Genomic DNA, 14,796 nt, shown 5'->3' with positions numbered 1-14,796 from the left:
CGTGCGGCCGGGGTTCTTCTCCAGACTGCACGGACATCGGCCGCCCGGCGACCCCTTGGTGAGGGGTACCGGTCGTCCAGGTGTACGGGCGTCATGGGCCTACCGGGCGCAGCGTACTCTCCAGAAGGCTCGCCCACTGCCTGATCACTCCGGAACGTCGGGCGCTGTCGTCGGTGAGCAGGTTGGCGAGGCCGAGTCCGCGGGCCATGTCGAGGGTGGCCTGCACGGTTTCGCGCACGCCGGGGCGGGTCTCGTCGGCGCCGAGGAACTCGACGGCGGCGCGGTGGGCCTCGCGGCCGACGCGGCCCTCCAGACCGATGATCCGTTCGCGCAGCGGTTCCTCGGTCGCGGCGGCGACCCACAGGTGCAGGGCGGCGCGGAACAGCGGGCCGGTGTAGAGCCGGACGATCATGTCGACGACGGCCTCGGTGCGGGCCGGGCCGGCGGCGGGCAGCGCGTCGGCGTGCGCGCGGACGGCGGCCAGCCGTTCGGCGGTGACGTGTTCGACGGCCGCGGTGAAGAGGTCCTCGCGGGTCGGGAAGTGGTGCTGGGCGGCTCCCCGGGAGACGCCGGCCCGTTCGGCGACGACGGCGACGGTGGAGCCGTTCCAGCCGAGTTCGGCGAGGCAGTCGACCGCCGCGGCGAGCAGCCGGGCCCGGGTGGCGCGGCTGCGGTCCTGTCGGGGGGTGCGGGCGGCCGGGTGGGTGGTCATCTGCGGCGGCGGTTCCTGTCCGTGCGGGGCTGGCGGCTGGTCGATCCTCGCAGACGGGGGCGGGGGTGGTGCGGCCCGGTGGGGGCGGCCGCACCGGTGGGCGGGGGGCGGGTGGGATCGGCCGGCCGGCGGTTCGGGCCGGCAGGCGGTTCGGGCGGGCGGGCGGCTCAGCGGGCGGCGGCCTCGCGCTCGCGCAGCTCGCGCCGCAGGATCTTGCCGGCCGGGGACTTCGGGACGGCGTCCAGGAACTCCACCGCGCGCACCTTCTTGTACGGCGCGACCTGGCCGGCCACGAAGGCGGCGACCTCCTGCTCGGTGAGCGCGCTGCCGGGGGCGCGGACCACGAAGGCCTTGGGGCTCTCGGTGCCCTCGGCGTCGCGCACGCCGATCACGGCGGCGTCGGCGATCTGCGGGTGGCTGAGCAGCAGGGCCTCCAGTTCGGCGGGGGCGACCTGGTAGCCCTTGTACTTGATCAGCTCCTTGACCCGGTCGACGATGTGCAGGTAGCCGCGGTCGTCGACGAAGCCGATGTCGCCGGTGTGCAGCCAGCCCTCGGCGTCGACGGTGGCGGCGGTGTCGGAGGGGCGGCCGAAGTAGCCCTTCATCACCTGGGGGCCGCGGATCAGCAGTTCGCCGCTCTCGCCCGGGCCGAGGTCGGCGCCGGTGCCGTCCAGGGCGGTGACCCGCAGCTCGGTGGAGGGCACCATCCGGCCGACCGAGCCCGGGGAGGGGTCCGGGTCCGTCGGGTCCATCACGTGGCTGACCGGGGAGAGCTCGGTCATGCCGTAGCCCTGGAGGATGTGCGTCAGGCCGAGGCGGCGGGCGCAGGCCTCGGCGAGTTCGCCGTCCAGCGGGGCGGCGGCGCACAGCAGGTACTCCACCGAGGAGAGGTCGTACTGCTCGACGACGGGGTGCTTGGCGAGCGCGAGGACGATCGGCGGCGCCGCGAGCACGGACTGCACCCGCTGGTCCTGGACGGTGCGGCAGAACTGCTCCAGGTCGAAGCGGGGCAGCACGACGACGGTGGCGCCGCAGCGCAGCGGCTGGTGGAGCAGGGCGGCGAGACCGTAGATGTGGAAGAAGGGGAGGACGGCGAGGACGCGCTCGCCGGGCTTGGGGCGGAACAGGGCGTCGGTCTGGGCGAGGTTGGTGGCGATCGAGCGGTGGGTGAGCATCACGCCCTTGGGCAGGCCGGTGGTGCCGCTGGAGTAGGGCAGCACGGCGATGGACTCGGCCGGGTCGAGCGCGATCTCGGGCTCGGGGCCGGTGGCGGCGAGCAGGTCGGCGAGCGAGAGGTGGCCCTCGGCGCCGTCCAGCACGACGATCCCGGCGAGCGGCCGCCCGTCGGCGGCGAGCTTCCCGGCGGCGGCGCGCGCGGTGGGCAGGAACGGCGAGACGGTGATCAGCCAGCGGGCCCCGGCGTCGGCGAGCTGGCCGGCGAGTTCGGTGTGGGTGGTGAGGGAGGAGACCGGGGTGACGGTCGCACCGGCCCGGGTGGCGCCGAAGAAGGCCATCGGGTAGCGGATGCTGTTGGGGCTGTACAGGGCCACCACGTCGCCCTGGCGGACCCCCGCCTCGGCGAGGCCGGCGGCCACCCGCCGTACGGCGTGGGCGAGTTGCGCGTAGCTGACGGTCTCGCCGGTGATCCCGTCGATGAGGGCGGGCCGGTCGCCGTGGCGCTCGGCCTCGCCGAGAACGGCGTCGTGCAGGGCGAGGTCGACGATGCCGACGTCCGGGAACTCACTGTGGAACACCAAGGCGTGCCTCCTGTGCGGTAGTTGGCGCGGGGCGGGACGGCCGGCTGGAGGTCGTGGCGACCGGCCGTGCGTCGTGCGGGACAGGAGCATACGGACAGTGGGCGCCCGGTGCGCCCCAGTGACGGACGTTTGGCGGAGCGCGCGGGGCGCAGGGGTGGCGCAGTACGGCGAATGTCGAGGTGGGGACGGGTCGGCGGGGTGCCCGGCCGGGGGCTCCGGTCAGATGTCAGAACGATGGTGCGACGATCCGTTCGAGAGCCGGCCGCGGGCCCGCCGACCCGGTGGCCCGGCCGCCCCGCCGGCCGGTTCGGGCCCGGCGGCTCAGTAGGACTTCGGCAGGCCGAGGGTGTGCTGGGCCACGTAGTTGAGGACCATCTCGCGGCTGACCGGGGCGACCCGGCCGACCCGGGTGGCGGCGAGCAGCGCGGCGAGCCCGTACTCCTGGGTGAGGCCGTTGCCGCCCAGGGTCTGCACGGCCTGGTCGACGGTGCGGGCGGCGGCCTCCCCCGCCGCGTACTTGGCCATGTTGGCCGCCTCCCCCGCCGCGGCGTCCTCGCCCGCGTCGTACAGCAGGGCGGCCTTCTGGGTCATCAGCCGGGCGAGTTCGACCTCCACCGCGCACCGGGCGAGCGGGTGCGCGAGGCCCTGGTGGGCGCCGATCGGGGTGGACCAGACGGTGCGGGTGCGCGCGTACTCCACCGCCTTGCCGAGCGCCTGGCGGGCCAGGCCCAGGGAGAACGCGGCGGTCATGATCCGCTCGGGGTTGAGGCCGGCGAACAGCTGGAGCAGTCCGGCGTTCTCGTCGCCGACCAGCGCGTCGGCGGGCAGCCGGACGTCGTCCAGGAAGACCTGGAACTGCTTCTCGGGGGCGACGAGTTCCATCGGGATCGGGCGGAACTCGAAGCCGGGCGTGTCGCGCGGGACGACGAACAGCGCGGGCTTCAGCTTCCCGGTGCGGGCGTCCTCGGTGCGGGCGACGAACAGCACGGCGTCGCAGTGGTCGATGCCGGAGACGAACACCTTGCGGCCGGTCAGCAGCCAGTCCGCGCCGTCGCGGCGGGCGACGGTGGAGATGCGGTGGGAGTTGGAGCCGGCGTCCGGTTCGGTGATGCCGAAGGCCATCCGGCGGCTGCCGTCGGCGAGGCCGGGCAGCCAGTGGCGCTTCTGCTCCTCGGTGCCGTAGCGGGCGATGACGGTGCCGCAGATCGCCGGGGAGACGATCAGCAGGAGCAGCGGGCAGCCGGCGGTGCCGAGTTCCTCCAGCACGATCGCGAGGTCGGCGATCCCGCCGCCGCCCCCGCCGTACTCGGCGGGGAGGTTGACGCCGAGGTAGCCGGCCTTGCCGGCCTCGGCCCAGAGCTCGTCGGCGGGCTCGCCGGCCCGGGCCCTGGCGAGGTAGTAGGCGGAGCCGTAGCGGGCGCCGAGGGCGGCGACGGCGTCGCGCAGGGCGCGGCGTTCGGGGGTTTCGAGGAGCTGGCTGCCGATGGCGGACATGCGCGGTCCTTCCTCAGACCTCTTCGGGGGTGTTGGGACCTTTCGGGGGACGTCGGGCCTCGTCGGGCGGCGTCGGGTTTCTTCGCGGGACGTCGGGCCTCGTCGGGCGGCGTCAGGCGTCCTCGGGGGACTTCACGACGGCGAGCAGGGCGCCCGTCTCGACCTGCTGGCCCGGGGTGGCGCGGAGTTCGACGAGGACGCCGTCGGCGGGGGCGGTGATGCGGTGCTCCATCTTCATCGCCTCCAGCACCAGCAGCGGCCGGCCGGCGGTGACGGTGTCGCCGACGGCGGCGGTGGTCCGTACGACGGTGCCGGGCATGGGGGCGAGCAGCGCGCCGGGGTCGGCGCTCACCCGGGCCTCCGGGAAGCGCGGCAGGGCGGTGAGCGCGGTGGCGCCGGCCGGGGTGTCGACGTGCACCCGGTTCCCGTAGCGGGCGACGCGGTAGGCGCGCCGCAGTCCGCCCTCGCGCAGCACCACCAGCCCGGGCGCGGCCTCGACCAGTTCGGTGTCCGGGTGGCCCTCGGCCCGCAGGCCGGTGCGGGTGAGCCGGTAGCGGACCTCGTGCTCGGTCCCGTCGTCCGACCGGAAGCGCTTGAGCTGCGGCTGGGAGGGCAGGTTGCGCCAGCCGGAGGGCAGCGCGCCGCGGCGGGCGGCGGCGTCGGCGAGGGCGGCCGCCAGGGCGGCGCGCCCGGCCCCGTCCCGGTCCGGGGCGGTGAGGGCGTCGGCGTGCTCGGCCAGGAAGCCGGTGTGCAGCCAGCCGGCGAGGAACGCCGGGTGGCGCAGGGCACGGACCAGCAGCTCCCGGTCGGTGGCGGGCCCGTGGATCCGGGCGCGGGCGAGCGCGTCGGCCAGCCGCCGGGCGGCGGCGGCCCGGGTCGGTGCCCAGGCGATCACCTTGGCGAGCATCGCGTCGTAGTGCGGGGTGATCGCGCAGCCGTCCGCGACGCCGGAGTCCAGGCGCACCCCCCGGCCGGTGAACTCCTCGTGCGGGACGGTGAGTTCGAGCCGGTGCAGGGTGCCGGTGGCGGGCCGCCAGTCGTGCGCCGGGTCCTCGGCGTAGAGCCGGGCCTCGATCGCGTGGCCGGTGACCGGCGGGGCGGCGGGGCCGGGCAGGGCCTGCCCCTCGGCGACGGCGAGCTGCAGGGCGACCAGGTCCAGGCCGGTGACCGCCTCGGTGACGGGGTGCTCGACCTGCAGCCGGGTGTTCATCTCCAGGAACCAGCAGCGGCCGTCCGGTCCGAGCAGGAACTCGGCCGTGCCGGCGCCGGTGTAGCCGATCGCCTTGGCGGCGGTCACCGCGGCCTCGTGCAGGGCGGCGCGCACCGCCGGGTCGAGTCCGGGCGCGGGCGCCTCCTCGACGACCTTCTGGTGGCGCCGCTGGAGCGAGCAGTCCCGGTCGCCGACCGCCCAGACCGTGCCGTGCGCGTCCGCGAGCAGCTGCACCTCGACGTGCCGGCCGGTGGGCAGGTAGCGCTCGCAGAACACCTCGCCGGAGCCGAAGGCCTTCGCCGCCTCGGCGCGGGCGGCGGCGAGTGCGGCCGGCAGGTCGGCGAGGTCGCGCACCACGCGCATGCCGCGCCCTCCCCCGCCGGCCGCCGCCTTGACCAGCAGCGGCAGGTCGGCCGCGGTGGGCGCGTCCAGCGCGTCCAGGACGGGCACCCCGGCCGCGGCCATCAGGCGTTTGGCGGCGGTCTTGGAGCCCATCGCCTCGATCGCCTCCGGCTCCGGGCCGACCCACCGCAGCCCGGCCGCCCGCACGGCGCGGGCGAAGGCGGCGTCCTCGGAGAGGAAGCCGTAGCCCGGGTGGACGGCGTCGGCACCGGCGGCCAGCGCGGCCTCGACGATCAGCGCGCCGCGCAGGTAGGTGTCGGCGGGCGCGGCGCCGGGCAGCCGCACGGCGGTGTCCGCCTCGCGCACGTGCGGCGCGTCGGCGTCCGGGTCCGCGTACACGGCGGTGGTGGCGATGCCGAGGCCGCGGCAGGTGCGGAAGATCCGGCGGGCGATCTCGCCCCGGTTGGCGACCAGCAGGTTGGTGATCACGTGGTTCCCCCTACATCCGGAAGACGCCGTAGCCGGTGGCGCCCGCGACCGGCGCGTTGTGGATCGCGGACAGGCAGAGCCCGAGCACGGTGCGGGTGTCGCGCGGGTCGATCACCCCGTCGTCGTAGAGCCGCCCGGAGAGGAAGGCCGGCAGCGACTCCGCCTCGATCTGCTGCTCCACCATGGCCCGCACCGCCGCGTCCGCCTCCTCGTCGTACGGCCGTCCCTTGGCGGCGGCGGACTGCCGGGCGACGATGGACAGCACCCCGGCGAGCTGCTGCGGGCCCATCACGGCCGACTTGGCGCTCGGCCAGGCGAACAGGAAGCGCGGCTCGTAGGCGCGCCCGCACATGCCGTAGTGGCCGGCGCCGTAGGAGGCGCCCATCAGCACCGACAGGTGCGGGACGGTGGAGTTGGCGACGGCGTTGATCATCATCGCGCCGTGCTTGACGATGCCGCCCTGCTCGTAGTCCCGGCCGACCATGTAGCCGGTGGTGTTGTGCAGGAATAGCAGCGGGACCGACCGCTGGTTGGCGAGCTGGATGAACTGGGCGGCCTTCTGGGACTCCTGGCTGAACAGCACGCCCTGCGCGTTGGCCAGGATGCCGACCGGGTAGCCGTGCAGCCGGGCCCAGCCGGTGGCGAGGCTGGCGCCGTAGCGGGGTTTGAACTCGTCGAAGTCGGAGGCGTCGACGATCCGGGCGATCACCTCGCGCGGGTCGAAGGGCACCTTGAGGTCGCCGGGGACGATGCCGAGCAGTTCCTCCTCGTCGTACTCCGGCGGCTCGGCGCCGAGGTCCGGGCCCGGCCCCGGCTTGCGGTGGTCCAGGCGGGCGACGATCCGGCGGGCCAGGCGCAGCGCGTCCGGCTCGTCCAGCGCGAAGTGGTCGGCCAGGCCGGAGACCCGGGCGTGCATCTCGGCGCCGCCGAGCGACTCGTCGTCGGACTCCTCGCCGGTGGCCATCCGCACCAGCGGCGGGCCGCCCAGGAACACCTTGGCCCGTCCGGCGACCATCACGGTGTGGTCGGACATGCCGGGCACGTAGGCGCCGCCGGCCGTGGAGTTGCCGAACACCACGGCGACGGTGGGGATCCCGGCGGCGGACAGCCGGGTGAGGTCGCGGAACAGCGCGCCGCCGGGGATGAAGATCTCCTTCTGGCTGGGCAGGTCGGCGCCGCCGGACTCGACCAGGTTGACCAGCGGGAGGCGGTTGGCCAGGGCGATCTCGTGGGCGCGCAGGGCCTTGCGCAGGGTCCACGGGTTGGACGCGCCGCCGCGCACGGTCGGGTCGTTGGCGGTGATCACGCACTCGACGCCCTCGACCGTGCCGATGCCGGTGACCAGCGCGGCGCCGACCGGGTACTCGCTGCCCCAGGCGGCGAGCGGGGAGAGCTCCAGGAACGGCGAGTCCTCGTCGACCAGCAGCTCGATCCGTTCCCGGGCGAGCAGCTTGCCGCGGCCGCGGTGGCGCTCGACGTAGGCGGGGCCGCCGCCGGCCAGCGCCTTGGCGTGCTCGGCGTCCAGGTCGGCGAGCTTGGCGAGCATCGCCTCCCGGTGGGCGGTGTACTCGGCGCCGCCGGGGTCGAGGCGGGTGGGCAGGACGGTCACAGCAGGGCCTCCGGGATGTCGAGGTGGCGCGAGCGCAGCCACTCCCCCAGCGCCTTGGCCTGCGGGTCGAAGCGGTGCTGGGCGGCGACGCCCTCGCCGAGCAGGCCGGTGATGGTGAAGTTGACCGCGCGGAGGTTCGGCAGGACGTGCCGGGTGATCGGCAGCTCCGCCACCTCCGGGAGGAGTTCGCGCAGCAGGTCGGTGGTGAGGGTGTGGGTGAGCCAGCGCCGGGCGGGCTCGTCGCGGGCCCAGACGCCGAGGTTGGCGTCGCCGCCCTTGTCGCCGCTGCGGGCGCCGGCCACCAGGCCGAGCGGGGCGCGGCGGGTGGGGCCGCCGGGGACGGGGGCCTCGTCGACGGGCTCCGGTTGCGGTGCGGTGGCAGGGGCGGGCGCGGTGGCAGGGGCGGGCGGGACGGTCACCCGGCGGCCGTCGGGCAGCACGGCGGTGTGCTCGACGGCCGCCGCGTCCACGGAAACGGCCTCGAACACCCCGTACGGCGTGCCCGGCCCCGGCGGCGCGGTGAGGTGGAAGCCCGGGTACCCGGCCAGGCCCAGCTCCACGGCGACCCGGCCGAGTTCACGGCCGACCCGGTCGGGGTCGCGGTCCCGCGCGGTGAGCCGCAGCAGCGCGGAGGCGGCCTCCTCGGTGGCGGCGTCGGCGTGGTCGGTGCGGGCGAGGGTCCAGCGCAGTTCGGCGGGCCCGCGGTGCGCGGGCAGGGCGTCCTCGAACTGCCGCCGCACCAGGGCGGCCTTCGCCTCGATGTCGAGGCCGGTGAGCACGAACACCACCTCGTTGCGGTGGCCGCCGAGCCGGTTCAGCCCGGCCTTGAGGGTGGCCGGCGGCGCCTCGCCGCGCACCCCGTCGATCCGCACCCGGTCCGGCCCCTCCTCCGTGAGCCGGACGGTGTCCAGGCGGGCCGTCACGTCCGGCCCCGGGTAGCGCGGTCCGCCGGTCTCGTAGAGGAGTTGGGCGGTGACGGTGCCGACGGTGACGGCGCCGCCGGTCCCCGGGTGCTTGGTGATCACGCTGGAGCCGTCCGCGCGCAGTTCGGCCAGCGGGAAGCCCGGCCGGGTGACGTCGTGCTCGCGGAAGAAGGCGTAGTTGCCGCCGGTGGCCTGCGCCCCGCACTCCAGGACGTGCCCCGCCACCACGGCGCCCGCGAGCGCGTCCAGATCCCCCGGGCCCCAGCCGAAGCGGGCGATCGCCGGCCCCGCCACCAGCGCCGCGTCGGTGATCCGCCCGGTGACCACCACGTCCGCGCCGGCCCGCAGGCACTCCGCGACGCCGAACGCCCCCAGGTAGGCGTTGGCGGCCAACAGCCCCCCTGGCAGGCCGAGTTCCTCCCGGCGCGGCAGCAGGTCGTCGCCCTCGACGTGCCCGACCGCCGCGTCCAGCCCCTGGCTCTTCGCCAACTCCCGCACCGCGTCGGCGAGTCGGGCCGGGTTGAGGCCGCCGGCGTTGACCACGATCCGCACCCCGCACTCCAGCGCCAGGCCGAGGCACTCCTCCGCCTGGCGCAGGAACGTCCTGGCGTACCCGAGCGAGGGGTCCCTCAGCCGGTCCCGCGCCAGGATGAGCATGGTCAGCTCGGCCAGGTAGTCCCCGGTGAGCACGTCCAGCGGCCCGCCGGTGAGCATCTCCCGCATCGCCGAGAAGCGGTCCCCGTAGAACCCCGACGCGTTCCCGACCCGCAGCACCGGCCCACCGCCCGCCGTCCGCGCCTGAGACTCCCCGTACACGCCCACCCCCGGAGGCTGGCCCAACGTTCGCCGACGGTGAGCAGACTGACACCCTGTGAGAGAAAAAGCAATCACGCGTGCTTGTTTCTCGGGCGGGGCGATCGACCGAAGATCGTCGAGCGGTAAGATCGTTTCGCAACACGACGCGAAGGAGAGCTTGTGGCGCGGGTTGCGGTGATAGGCGGGGGCATCAGCGGGCTGGGGGCGGCGCTCATGCTCGGGCGGCGGGGCCACGCGGTCACGGTGTTCGAGCAGGAGGTGCGGGAGGCCGGGGCCGACCTGCACCGGGACTTCTTCGACTGGGACCGGCCCCGCGTGCCGCAGGCCGTCCAGCCGCACTCCTTCCTCGCGCTCGCGCGCAGCGTCCTGCGGGCCGAACTCCCCGACGTCCACGCGGATCTGCTGGCCCGCGGGGCCCGGGAGCACCACGACTTCGACTGGTTCGGCGAGCATCCGCCGCGCCGGGCCGGCGACGAGGACCTGGTGACGCTGCGCACCCGCCGCATCGTGCTGGAGGCCGCCCTGGCCGCGGCGGTCCGGCGGGAGCCCGGCGTCGAGGTGCGGCGCGGCCGGCGGGTGCACGCCCTCACCTTCGAGGAGGGCCGCCCGCCCCGGGTCACCGGCCTGCGGGCGGACGGGCGCACGCACCGGGCGGACCTCGTCGTCGACGCCTCCGGCCGCCGCTCGCCGGTGCCCGGCTGGCTGGTCGCGGCCGGCTGCCGCCCGCCCGTCGTCGAGAGCCACCGCACCGGGCTCGCCTACCTGTGCCGCTGGTACCGCCTGCGGCCCGACGGCCCGCGCGACCCCGGGCGGGTGAAGCCCGGCTCCTCCTCGCCGTTCGCGCTCGCCGGCGTCTTCCCGTCCGACAACGACACCGTCGCGGTGAACCTGATGCTCTCCACCGGCGACCCGAGCCGGGGCGCGCTCGCCGACCCCACCGTGTTCGAGGCCGTCGCCCGCAGCTTCCCCGCCACCGCCGCCTGGCTCGCCCTGGACCCCGAACCGCAGTCGGCCGTCCTGGCGATGGCGGGTCTGGACAACCGCTGGACCGCCCTCGCGGACGCGGACGGACCGGTCGTCACCGGCCTGGTCAACACCGGCGACAGCCTCGTCCACACCAACCCCACCTCGGGCCACGGCGTTTCGTTCGGCCTGTGCGCCGCCCGGTACCTCGCCACCCGGGCCGACCGGATCGTCGCGGACCCCACCCGGTACCACGTCTGGGCGGCCGGGACCCTCCGCCCGTGGTTCGACGCCCAGGTGGCCGCCGACCGCGCCAACGAGCAGCGCCTCACCGAGAACCCGCCGCCCCCGGACCGCCGCGCCGCCGCCCTCGCCGCCTGCGCCTTCGACGACCCCGTCGTCATGCGCGCCCGCGCCCAGGTCCGCCACCTCCTGCGCACCCCCGGCGAGGCCTTCGGCACCGAGGAGGTCGACCGCCGCCTCACCGCCTGGCTCGCCGCCCGCCCGGACTTCGCCCCGGCCCACGACGGCCCGACCCGGGCCCGGTGGGAGGCCCTCGTCGCGGACCCGAGCGACCGCCCCGCCGCCCTGGCCCGCGGCTGAGGGTCGGCGGGCGCGGGCCGCCGGATCCGGCGGTGCGCGTGACGGGCGGTGGGGTGCGGGGGCAGGATGGGGCGCATGTGCGGTCGCTTCGTCTCCACCACCACGCCGTCCGATCTGGCGGACCTGCTGCGCGCCTCCGTGTGGCCCGCGACGGAGGCGCTGGCGCCGTCCTGGAACGTGGCGCCGACGGACCGGGTGGCGAGCGTGCTGGAGCGGGTCGACCGGGAGACCGGGGAGCTCACCCGGCAGGTGCGGTCGCTGCGGTGGGGACTGGTGCCGTCCTGGTCCAAGGACCCGGGCTCCGGGGCGCGGATGATCAACGCGCGGGTGGAGACGGCGCACGAGAAGCCCGCGTTCCGCAAGGCGTTCAAGGAGCGGCGCTGCGTGGTGCCCGCGGACGGGTACTTCGAGTGGCGGCCGGTCCCGGCGGCCGAGGGGCGCAAGGCCTACAAGCAGCCGTACTACCTGCACCGGCCCGACGGCGGCCTGCTGCTGATGGCGGGGCTGTACGAGTTCTGGCGCGACCGCGCGGTGGAGCACGACGACGACCCGGCCGCCTGGCTGGTCACCTGCACCGTGCTGACCACCGAGGCGACCGACGCGGCGGGCCGGATCCACGACCGGATGCCGGTCACCCTCGCCGCCGACGCCGTGGACGCCTGGCTGGACCCCACCGCGAGCGACCCCGGCGAGGTGCGCGACCTGCTGCACGCCCCGGCCGGCGAGCTGACGGTGCGGCCGGTGGCCACGACGGTCAACAGCGTCCGCAACGACGGCCCGCGGCTGCTGGACCCGGTCGAGGACCCGCTGCCGGAGGTCACCGGGGGCCACTACACCTGAGCCGCCGCCCGCCACCGACCCTCTATGGCGCATCCGCGTTGTTCTTAGACTGGCCGGATGGAGGACATCGACGCGATCGCGGCGCTGCAGGATCCGGTGCGCCGCCGCCTGTACGAGTACGTGGCGGCCCAGGGCCGCGAGGTCGGCCGCAACGAGGCCGCCGAGGCGACCGGGGTGGCGCGCACGCTCGCCGCGCACCACCTGGACCGGCTGGCCGAGGCCGGGCTGCTGGAGACCGGCAGCCGGCGGCTGACGGGCCGTTCGGGGCCGGGGGCGGGCCGCCCGGCCAAGGTGTACACCCGGGCGCGGGCGGAGCGGTCGGTGTCGCTGCCCGCCCGCGACTACCGCACCGCCGCCGAACTGCTCGCCGAGGCCGCCGAGGAGGCCGGGCTGGACGCCGGGCTGTGCGCGGCCGCGCGCCGCCGGGGCGAGGCCCTGCGCCAAGCGGCGGCGCCCTGCGGCGGCCTGGGCGAGGCGGTGGAACTGCTGGCCGCCCGGGGGTACGAGCCGTACCCGGCGCAGGACGCCGCGGGGCCGGTCGTCCGGATGCGCAACTGCCCGTTCCACGCCGTCGCCGAACACTTCCCGCCGCTGGTCTGCGGCATGAACCTCGCCCTGCTGGAGGGCCTGCTCGGCGCCGGCGGCCCGCTGCGCGCCCGGATGGACCCCCGGCCCGGGGAGTGCTGCGTGGTGGTCGAGGCTTCTAAAAACAATGGAGATTGACATAGAAAACGGGGCCGTGCTGGGATGGGGCATGACCTCACCCACGCCCGCCGCCCACCTGGCCCAGCTCAACGTCGCCACGCTCAGCCACCCGATCGACGACCCGCGGATCGCCCCCTTCGTCGAACAGCTGGACCCGGTCAACGCCGCCGCCGAGGCCGCCCCCGGCTTCGTCTGGCGGCTCGTCGAGGACGGGGCCGCCGACGCCACCGGGCTGCGCCCGGCCGGCGAGAACGTCATCGTCAACCTGTCGGTGTGGCAGAGCCCGGAAGCCCTGTGGGACTTCACCTACCGCAGCGGCCACCTGGACGTGGTGCGCCGGCGCCGCGAGTGGTTCGAACGGCACGTCCAGGCGCACCTGGTGCTCTGGTGGGTGCCCGCCGGGCACCGGCCGGGCGTGGAGGAGGCGCTGGAGCGGCTGGCGGACCTGCGGGCGAACGGGCCCTCCCCGCGCGCGTTCACCTTCGCCTCGGCGTACCCGGCGGACGGGGCCGTTGTCGGTGCCGCCCGCTAGGGTCGGCGCATGTCGATCACCGCGATGTCGATCACGGCACACCTGCGCGACTCGGTGAAGCTGCCGGGCGGCGCCGCACTGATCAGCGGCCCCGCGCTCGAACGCCGGGGGGACGGCTCGCGCCGCGCGCTCCTGCGGCAGGAGGGCGAGCTGGCGGTCCACGAGCTGGACGAGCTGTTCGCCGGGGAGCGCGCGCCGGCCGCCGTCTTCCCGCTGCCCTGGCCCGGCTGGCGGCACGGCGGCCAGTCGGTGAGCCCCGACGGGGAGTTCGCGGTGTTCGCGGGCCAGCGCGCCGTGCGGGCGGTGGCGCGGGACGGGACGACGCTGTGGGAGTACCCGCACGCCTGCTGGGGACACCCGTCCGGCCACCCCCACACCGGCGACGCGCAGGAGGTCTGCGCCGGCTGGGAACACGGCTCCTGCCTGGTCTCCGACGACGGCCGGCTGGTCTGGGCGCACGTCGCCTCCGGCTCGGCGGCGCAGGACCGCCGGGAGCACTGGGTCGTCCTGGACTCCCGGGACGGCGGGGAGGCGGCCCGTCTGCCACTGCGGAACAGCGAGGCCTCCGGCTCGTACCAGCTCTCCCACCCGGACGGTGCGCACATCGGCCTCGCCATCGGCATGGGCCAGGACGGCGTCCTGCTCCACTGGGCCCGCCGGGACGGCGCGGACCTCGGCAGCTGGGGCGTCAACCAGGACCTTGACCGCATCCTGGCGGACGTCCACCCGGGCCACCCGGGGTTCCTGACGGTCGAGCACGGCGGCTCGGACCTGCGGCTGCACGCACTGGACGGCAGCGTCCTCGCCCGGCGGGAGCCCGAGCAGGGCGAGGACGAGGACCCGCCCTGCTGGGACCACGACTGCGGCTTCGTCGACGCCGACACCGTCCTCGCCTCGACCCTGGACTGCGCCGACGATCCGGCGGACGGGCGGCACTGGCTGCTGGACGCCCGCACCCTGGAGATACGCGGGAGCGTCGACTACCCCGGCCGCCCCGTCGACGGCTACGCGCGTCCGCTCGGGGACGGCACCTGGCTGACGTACGACGACGCGAACGGGACGCTCGAGCGCTGGAGCGCGGCGCCGATGTGAACGTGTCAGGCGGATCGGTCGAGCGGGAGGGCCATCTCCAGTTCGCGGGCGGCCGGGTCGAGGGGGTAGGGCCTGGTGGCACCGGTGAAGTCGAAGCCGCGGCGGCGGTAGAAGGCGGCGGCCCGGGCGTTGTCCTCGTGCACGGTGAGCGCCAGGCGCCGCGCCCCGGCCTCGTCGCGCGCCCAGGCGACGACGGCGTCCAGCAGCAGGTCCGTCACCCCGCGCCCGCGGCCGCGGTGCTGCGGGGCGACCCAGACGCCGACCAGCATCGCCGCACCGGGCTCGGGGGTGAGACCGATCATCGTGCCGACCCACTCCCCCGGCGTCCCGGTGACGGCCACCAGGCCGACGCTTCCGGGCTCGTTCACCCGGCGGACCCGGGCCTGCCACTCCTCCTCGCCGTGGGCGAGCGCCGTCTCGTGGGTCTCCAGGAAGGCCATGGGCGTGTCGAGCAGCTGCGCGAGCCGCACCTCCCGAAGCCGCTCCCAGTCCTCCAGGCCGATCCGTTCGATCCGGTAGCTCATGGCCCCGCCTCCCCGTGACGATCATCATTCCGCGGTTCAGGAGCATAGGCCACCGCCGGGGGACGCCGAACAGCACGCCCGCAGCCCGCCGACCGGGCGTCGGCGCAGGTCAGGGGGTGGCCCGGTGGATAGGGTGCGGGAAGGGGCGGCGCACGTACCGCCCCGTCCGCACCCCGCCCGTGCCG

The 14,796-nt window shown here is 75.8% G+C and carries 12 protein-coding genes; 5 read left to right on the top strand and 7 right to left on the bottom strand.

The features are described from left to right. Positions 1–91: 91 nt before the first annotated feature. The 6 genes from ABT093_RS20635 to ABT093_RS20610 form a co-directional block, all read right to left on the bottom strand. A complete protein-coding gene (locus ABT093_RS20635; protein ID WP_350566234.1) occupies positions 92–712 on the bottom strand; it encodes a TetR/AcrR family transcriptional regulator in 621 nt (206 codons plus the stop codon). A 167-nt stretch (positions 713–879) separates the two neighbouring features. Beyond that, on the bottom strand, positions 880–2,466 hold the full coding sequence (locus ABT093_RS20630; protein WP_350566290.1) for a 4-coumarate--CoA ligase family protein: 1,587 nt from the start codon (positions 2,464–2,466) through the stop codon (positions 880–882). 324 nt (positions 2,467–2,790) lie between these two features. Next, a complete protein-coding gene (locus ABT093_RS20625; RefSeq protein WP_350566232.1) occupies positions 2,791–3,963 on the bottom strand; it encodes an acyl-CoA dehydrogenase family protein in 1,173 nt (390 codons plus the stop codon). Positions 3,964–4,075: 112 nt separating this feature from the next. After that, positions 4,076–6,004 (bottom strand): ATP-binding protein, encoded by a 1,929-nt coding sequence (locus tag ABT093_RS20620; protein WP_350566230.1) that lies wholly within the window; start codon positions 6,002–6,004, stop codon positions 4,076–4,078. 10 nt (positions 6,005–6,014) lie between these two features. Beyond that, positions 6,015–7,613 carry an acyl-CoA carboxylase subunit beta gene (locus ABT093_RS20615; protein ID WP_350566228.1) on the bottom strand — a complete coding sequence of 533 codons (1,599 nt, stop codon included), beginning with the start codon at positions 7,611–7,613 and terminating at the stop codon, positions 6,015–6,017. After that, positions 7,610–9,259 (bottom strand): acyclic terpene utilization AtuA family protein, encoded by a 1,650-nt coding sequence (locus tag ABT093_RS20610; RefSeq protein ID WP_502884268.1) that lies wholly within the window; start codon positions 9,257–9,259, stop codon positions 7,610–7,612. Before ABT093_RS20610 ends, ABT093_RS20615 begins: the two co-directional genes overlap by 4 nt. 252 nt (positions 9,260–9,511) lie before the next feature. Here ABT093_RS20610 and ABT093_RS20605 point away from each other — a divergent pair, with 252 nt between their 5' ends. From ABT093_RS20605 to ABT093_RS20585, 5 genes are all read left to right on the top strand, one after another. After that, positions 9,512–10,918: an FAD-dependent oxidoreductase gene (locus ABT093_RS20605; protein WP_350566225.1), complete on the top strand. Its 1,407-nt coding sequence runs from the start codon at positions 9,512–9,514 to the stop codon at positions 10,916–10,918. A 75-nt stretch (positions 10,919–10,993) separates the two neighbouring features. Beyond that, positions 10,994–11,758 carry an SOS response-associated peptidase gene (locus ABT093_RS20600; protein WP_350566223.1) on the top strand — a complete coding sequence of 255 codons (765 nt, stop codon included), beginning with the start codon at positions 10,994–10,996 and terminating at the stop codon, positions 11,756–11,758. A gap of 57 nt (positions 11,759–11,815) precedes the next feature. Next, positions 11,816–12,481, top strand: coding sequence for a helix-turn-helix transcriptional regulator (locus ABT093_RS20595; RefSeq protein ID WP_350566221.1), 666 nt, complete (start codon positions 11,816–11,818; stop codon positions 12,479–12,481). 31 nt (positions 12,482–12,512) lie between these two features. Further along, complete coding sequence (locus tag ABT093_RS20590) at positions 12,513–12,995, top strand: DUF3291 domain-containing protein (protein ID WP_350566219.1); 483 nt, start codon at positions 12,513–12,515, stop codon at positions 12,993–12,995. A gap of 9 nt (positions 12,996–13,004) precedes the next feature. Beyond that, positions 13,005–14,087, top strand: a complete 1,083-nt coding sequence (locus ABT093_RS20585) for a hypothetical protein (protein ID WP_350566217.1) — start codon at positions 13,005–13,007, stop codon at positions 14,085–14,087. A 5-nt stretch (positions 14,088–14,092) separates the two neighbouring features. Here the strand turns inward: ABT093_RS20585 and ABT093_RS20580 are convergent, their stop codons facing one another. Further along, entirely contained in the window at positions 14,093–14,611 is a 519-nt protein-coding gene (locus tag ABT093_RS20580) for a GNAT family N-acetyltransferase (RefSeq protein WP_350566216.1), read from the bottom strand. Positions 14,612–14,796: the final 185 nt, after the last annotated feature.

The sequence above is a fragment of the Kitasatospora sp. NPDC002551 genome (assembly GCF_040296005.1).
Lineage (GTDB): Bacteria > Actinomycetota > Actinomycetes > Streptomycetales > Streptomycetaceae > Kitasatospora.
The sequence above is the reverse complement of the archived record's forward strand: the minus strand, read 5'-3'. Positions and strand labels throughout refer to the sequence as shown.

Bases quoted from the DNA above. Each gene is read 5' to 3' on its own strand.
- ABT093_RS20635 (WP_350566234.1), bottom strand. From the start codon at position 712: ATGACCACCCACCCGGCCGCCCGCACCCCCCGACAGGACCGCAGCCGC.
- ABT093_RS20625 (WP_350566232.1), bottom strand. From the start codon at position 3,963: ATGTCCGCCATCGGCAGCCAGCTCCTCGAAACCCCCGAACGCCGCGCC.
- ABT093_RS20610 (WP_502884268.1), bottom strand. From the start codon at position 9,259: ATGCGGGAGATGCTCACCGGCGGGCCGCTGGACGTGCTCACCGGGGAC.
- ABT093_RS20600 (WP_350566223.1), top strand. From the start codon at position 10,994: ATGTGCGGTCGCTTCGTCTCCACCACCACGCCGTCCGATCTGGCGGAC.
- ABT093_RS20595 (WP_350566221.1), top strand. From the start codon at position 11,816: ATGGAGGACATCGACGCGATCGCGGCGCTGCAGGATCCGGTGCGCCGC.
- ABT093_RS20590 (WP_350566219.1), top strand. From the start codon at position 12,513: ATGACCTCACCCACGCCCGCCGCCCACCTGGCCCAGCTCAACGTCGCC.
- ABT093_RS20585 (WP_350566217.1), top strand. From the start codon at position 13,005: ATGTCGATCACCGCGATGTCGATCACGGCACACCTGCGCGACTCGGTG.
- ABT093_RS20580 (WP_350566216.1), bottom strand. From the start codon at position 14,611: ATGAGCTACCGGATCGAACGGATCGGCCTGGAGGACTGGGAGCGGCTT.